This window comes from Bacteroides sp., from assembly GCF_052357945.1.
Taxonomy (GTDB): Bacteria; Bacteroidota; Bacteroidia; order Bacteroidales; family Bacteroidaceae; genus Bacteroides.
The window spans coordinates 1-4,275 of sequence record NZ_DAWCXD010000017.1 but is presented as its reverse complement, the minus strand read 5'-3'; the positions used below and the strand labels follow the sequence as shown (position 1 = coordinate 4,275).

The 4,275-nt window shown below is 36.3% G+C and carries 4 protein-coding genes; 3 read left to right on the top strand and 1 reads right to left on the bottom strand.

Annotated elements, in window-relative coordinates:
• Both ACT8YW_RS05905 and ACT8YW_RS05900 read left to right on the top strand, forming a co-directional pair.
• Positions 1–959: DUF2059 domain-containing protein (locus ACT8YW_RS05905; protein ID WP_444104324.1), on the top strand; the 959-nt coding region annotated here is incomplete at its 5' end.
• A gap of 83 nt (positions 960–1,042) precedes the next feature.
• On the top strand, positions 1,043–2,233 hold the full coding sequence (locus ACT8YW_RS05900) for a redoxin domain-containing protein (RefSeq protein WP_444104323.1): 1,191 nt from the start codon (positions 1,043–1,045) through the stop codon (positions 2,231–2,233).
• Between the two features lie 87 nt (positions 2,234–2,320).
• Here the strand turns inward: ACT8YW_RS05900 and ACT8YW_RS05895 are convergent, their stop codons facing one another.
• Positions 2,321–3,388 carry a M20 family metallo-hydrolase gene (locus ACT8YW_RS05895; protein ID WP_444104322.1) on the bottom strand — a complete coding sequence of 356 codons (1,068 nt, stop codon included), beginning with the start codon at positions 3,386–3,388 and terminating at the stop codon, positions 2,321–2,323.
• Between the two features lie 244 nt (positions 3,389–3,632).
• Between ACT8YW_RS05895 and ACT8YW_RS05890 the strand changes: the two genes are divergently transcribed.
• Positions 3,633–4,178, top strand: coding sequence for an RNA polymerase sigma-70 factor (locus tag ACT8YW_RS05890; RefSeq protein WP_444104347.1), 546 nt, complete (start codon positions 3,633–3,635; stop codon positions 4,176–4,178).
• The last annotated feature ends 97 nt before the right edge of the window (positions 4,179–4,275 follow it).

Below are 4,275 nucleotides of genomic sequence, written 5' to 3'. Positions count from 1 at the left end.
TACCAGCTTCTGCACAAAATACAAATGCGACAGATGAGTACAAAGAAACGTTGAAAAAGATTATGGTACTTTCCGGTGCTTCGGCTACTACGGATGACTTCTTCCAAAAAATCACATCTGTGATGAAATTAAATGCGCCGGAAAAGGATGAGGCTTATTGGAATGAGTTTTCTAAAAACTGGAAAGAGAAAATAGAAAGTAAGGTGTTTGAAATGTATATGCCTGTTTATGAGAAGCATTTAACTTTGGAAGAATTAAAAGCTGTTGCTGCATTTTATGAATCTCCCGTAGGTAAGAAATATAAAGAGGCTTCATTGATTGTTATGCGTGAGACAATGCCGTTGTTAGTGAAGCAACTCCAGACAGAGACATTCAAAGTGGTTAGATCAGAGAAAAGCGAACGAGTAAAAAGAGGTGAACAGCGGTTGAAAGAATATGAGCAAAAGAAGAAACGTGATAAAGAATTATATGCACAAGCCTATATGCTTCCAAGCGATAGTATAGTTATAGTTCCTGAAGAAGTGTATGAGAAAGCGTATGAGAATGGGATGTCTACAAGTCCTTCTTTATATTCGATTGAAAGGAGAAAGAATGATACTAAAGTGACATTCATTCAACCTATTTATTGGGATTGGCAATGGTTGTATTATAGTCCGGGATTTAAGATTATCGATAAGAAAAGTGGCGATGAGTATAATGTGCGGGGATATGATGGTGGAGCTCCGATGGGTAGGCTGTTGGCTGTCAAAGGATTTAATTATAAATATATTTATATCAGTCTTTTATTCCCGAAACTGAAGAAGAGTGTGAAAGAAATAGATATTCTTGAGTTGCCACACAAAAAAGATAAAGAACAGTTGCCTTCTAATGATGATGGAAAGTCTAAATCATATTTTAATATAAAGGTGAAAGATTATCAGACCATTTCCGATAAGAAAAATAAGAAGATCTATTATTAGTTTAAATGATTATCAAAATTTGAAATGATAATAGCAGGTATTGAACATGAGTGTTTACTGTTTTTGATATAAATTTATTCTATATGAGAAATCGAATTATGATTTTATGCACGTTTTGTGCTATTGCTATATTTTCTTCTGCCCAAGAGAAATTCTCTATCCGAGGTATTGCTGATGAGGAATTGAATAATCAATTGTTGTATTTATGCCTGATGGGAGATGGAGAGCAAGCTAAAGAAGTCGTTTTGGACAGTACAACAGTGGAAAAAGGTAAGTTCTCTTTTTCTGGTGTACATCAGATGCCGGATATTGCAATCATCAAGGATATGGATGGAGAAACCTATCCGTTGATTTTCGAAAAAGGAGAAATATCAGTAAATATTGCTGCGAATAAGAGAGGGGGAACGCCTTTAAATGATTCATTGAATATAGCTTTAAATCGTATGCAGCTAATAATGGATAATATGTTGAAAACATCAGATAGTATTTATAAGTTAATGACTGGAATGAAATCTGAAGAATTTGCTGATAAGATGGTGAATGATACTGCATTTAGAGCAAGATATGATAAAATAGAGAAGAATTTTCTTGCACAAGTGGATTCTGTATCACATTGTATAAAGGATTATAAGAATAGTATAGTGGGTGTATATCTTTTCTCCGTTGGAGGTATGATGATGCCTTTTGATGATATGAAGATTCTGATGAAAGAAGCTTCGCCTATGTTTTCACAAAATAATTTGGTGAGAAATATTGTGGAAAAGAAGAACCAAGCAGAGCTCCGAATGAAGGCGGAACTTGAAAATAAAATGACTCCGGAACAGCGTGAAGAACAAAAGAAACGGCAGGAAATGGATGCCAAGATAAAGATTGGTGAACGTTTCCCGGATGCTAAAGTGAAAGACAATGCAGGTAACATGAAGCTCTTGTCTGATTATGTGGGTAAGGGAAAATATGTCTTGATTGACTTTTGGGCTTCATGGTGTGGACCTTGCCGGCATGAAATGCCCAATGTGAAAGCTGCTTATGAAAAATATGCTTCTAAGGGATTTGAGGTGATTAGCATATCCACAGATCGGAAACTGAAACCTTGGAGAGCTGCTGTTGAAGAACTTGGAATGAATTGGGTACAATTGTTGGATGTGGATGCTTCTGATATATATGGTATCTATGCTATACCCAGAACTTTCCTTGTAGATCCTACGGGAATTGTTATAGACAAAAATTTAAGGGGTGAAAAACTGGAGGAAGCTTTATCGAAGTTGTTTGAATAATCGTTGCTTTGTTTTTATTGTATGGGTGAATTGATAGTTGAGAACTATATAATAGGATAACAATTATCAATTCACCAATGACTTTTATTAAATCAGAAGTCCGTCCAATAGCTCTAAATAAAGTCCGATAGCTTCTTCTATTTCTTTTAACATGATATATTCTTCTGCCGTGTGTGAACGTGACGAACGGCCCGGACCAATTTTTACCGATGGGAAGGACATTAGTGCTTGGTCGGACAATGTTGGAGAACCAAAAGGAACGCGTCCTAACTTCATAGCTTTCTGTACAAATGGGTGTTTCTCGTCAATTCGTGAAGAATTGAGACGGAATGAACGAGCTTGGGCTTCACAGGAAATATGCTTTTTGATTTCAGCAAACAATTCTTCATTTGAGTAAAGCTCGTTACTCCGGACATCGACGATGAAAGTACATTTATCGGGAATCACATTGTGTTGTGTGCCGGCATTGATAACAGTGACACTCATCTTCACGGGACCCAACAAGGGCGATTCTTTCTCAAAACGATAGTCACGGAACCAGGCAATATCATCCAATACTTTGTAAATAGCATTGTCTCCTTCATTACGCGCTGCGTGTCCTGCTTTACCTGTTGCGGTCACATCCAATACCATTAATCCCTTTTCGGCAATGGCAGGTTGCATTTCTGTAGGTTCTCCTACGATAGCGAATGAGACTGGAGGAAGTCCCGGCAATACACTTTCAATTCCATCTTTACCTGAAACTTCTTCTTCACAAGAGGCCAGATAAATCAGATTATATTTCTGCGAAGTACGACATAGTTGCAGGAACACCTGTAATAACGAAACAACGCTGGCACCGGCATCGTTACTTCCTAATCCATATAACTTACCGTTTTCTTCACGTGGAGTGAACGGGTCTTTCCGCCAACCGTTAACCGGTTTCACTGTGTCTATGTGGGAGTTAAGTAAAATAGTCGGCTTCTTCAGATCAAACATCGGACTAAAGCACCACACATTATTTCCTTTACGTCCCGTCTGCATACCTGCCATTTCAATATAGTTTTGCAGGAAATCCGCAGCCTGGGTTTCTTCCCAGCTGATTGAAGGAATACTAATCAGTGATTTAAGCAGGCTTACAGCCTCTGTTGTCATATACGGAATATCATATTTCATAGTGCAAATCTTTTATCTATACCTTAATATTTGCACAAAGATAGTCGTTTTGCACAGTTGTTTCAAATAAAAATAATGAATTAATTCTTATCTATTGATTATTAGTTGCTTAGGTCCGGAAAACTATTGAAATCTTTCTTTTTTTGATTCTTTTCTTATGAAAAAGGTTGTTGATAAATTATTTAATAATTAACTTTGTTGAAGGGTTTTATATTTTACTTGTTAATCTTAATGGATATACATGATGATTATCACACGAATGGAAGATAAAGTTCTTCGTTTTAAAAAGTTTTTTGATCTGAATTTTCCCAAAGTAAAAACTTTCGCATGGCAATTGTTAAAATCAGAAGAAGATGCAGAAGATATAGCTCAAGATATTTTTGTTAAGCTATGGGAGAAACCGGATTTATGGTTAGAGCGTGAAAAATTGGATAGTTATTTATATACAGTTGTACGAAACCATATCTATAATTTTTTGAAGCATAAGGCTGTTGAATATGACTACTTGGATGTTGCAGCAGAAAAAATGCGAATGGCGGAACTGGGATTGCCTACGCCGGATGATGAATTTTGTGCTCATGAACTTGAGCTTTTTGTTCAGATGGCTCTTGAACGCATGCCGGAACAGCGCAGGCGTATTTTTTTAATGAGCAGAGAGGAAGGGATGACTTCACCGGAAATTGCTGAGAAGTTGAATGTTTCGGTTCGTACAGTTGAGCAACATATCTATAAAGCCCTTCAAGATCTAAAAAAAATCATTTTATTTTTATTTTTTTTCTATTTAGACTAAGTATGTATGTCTGGCAAGTTTGGGCTTATATGTAACACTTGATGTGGTTAAGATTAAAATTATATTTTAATAAAAGCTAAGCTTATTTATTGACATT

Bases quoted from the DNA above. Each gene is read 5' to 3' on its own strand.
- ACT8YW_RS05900 (WP_444104323.1), top strand. From the start codon at position 1,043: ATGAGAAATCGAATTATGATTTTATGCACGTTTTGTGCTATTGCTATA.
- ACT8YW_RS05890 (WP_444104347.1), top strand. From the start codon at position 3,633: ATGATTATCACACGAATGGAAGATAAAGTTCTTCGTTTTAAAAAGTTT.
- ACT8YW_RS05895 (WP_444104322.1), bottom strand. From the start codon at position 3,388: ATGAAATATGATATTCCGTATATGACAACAGAGGCTGTAAGCCTGCTT.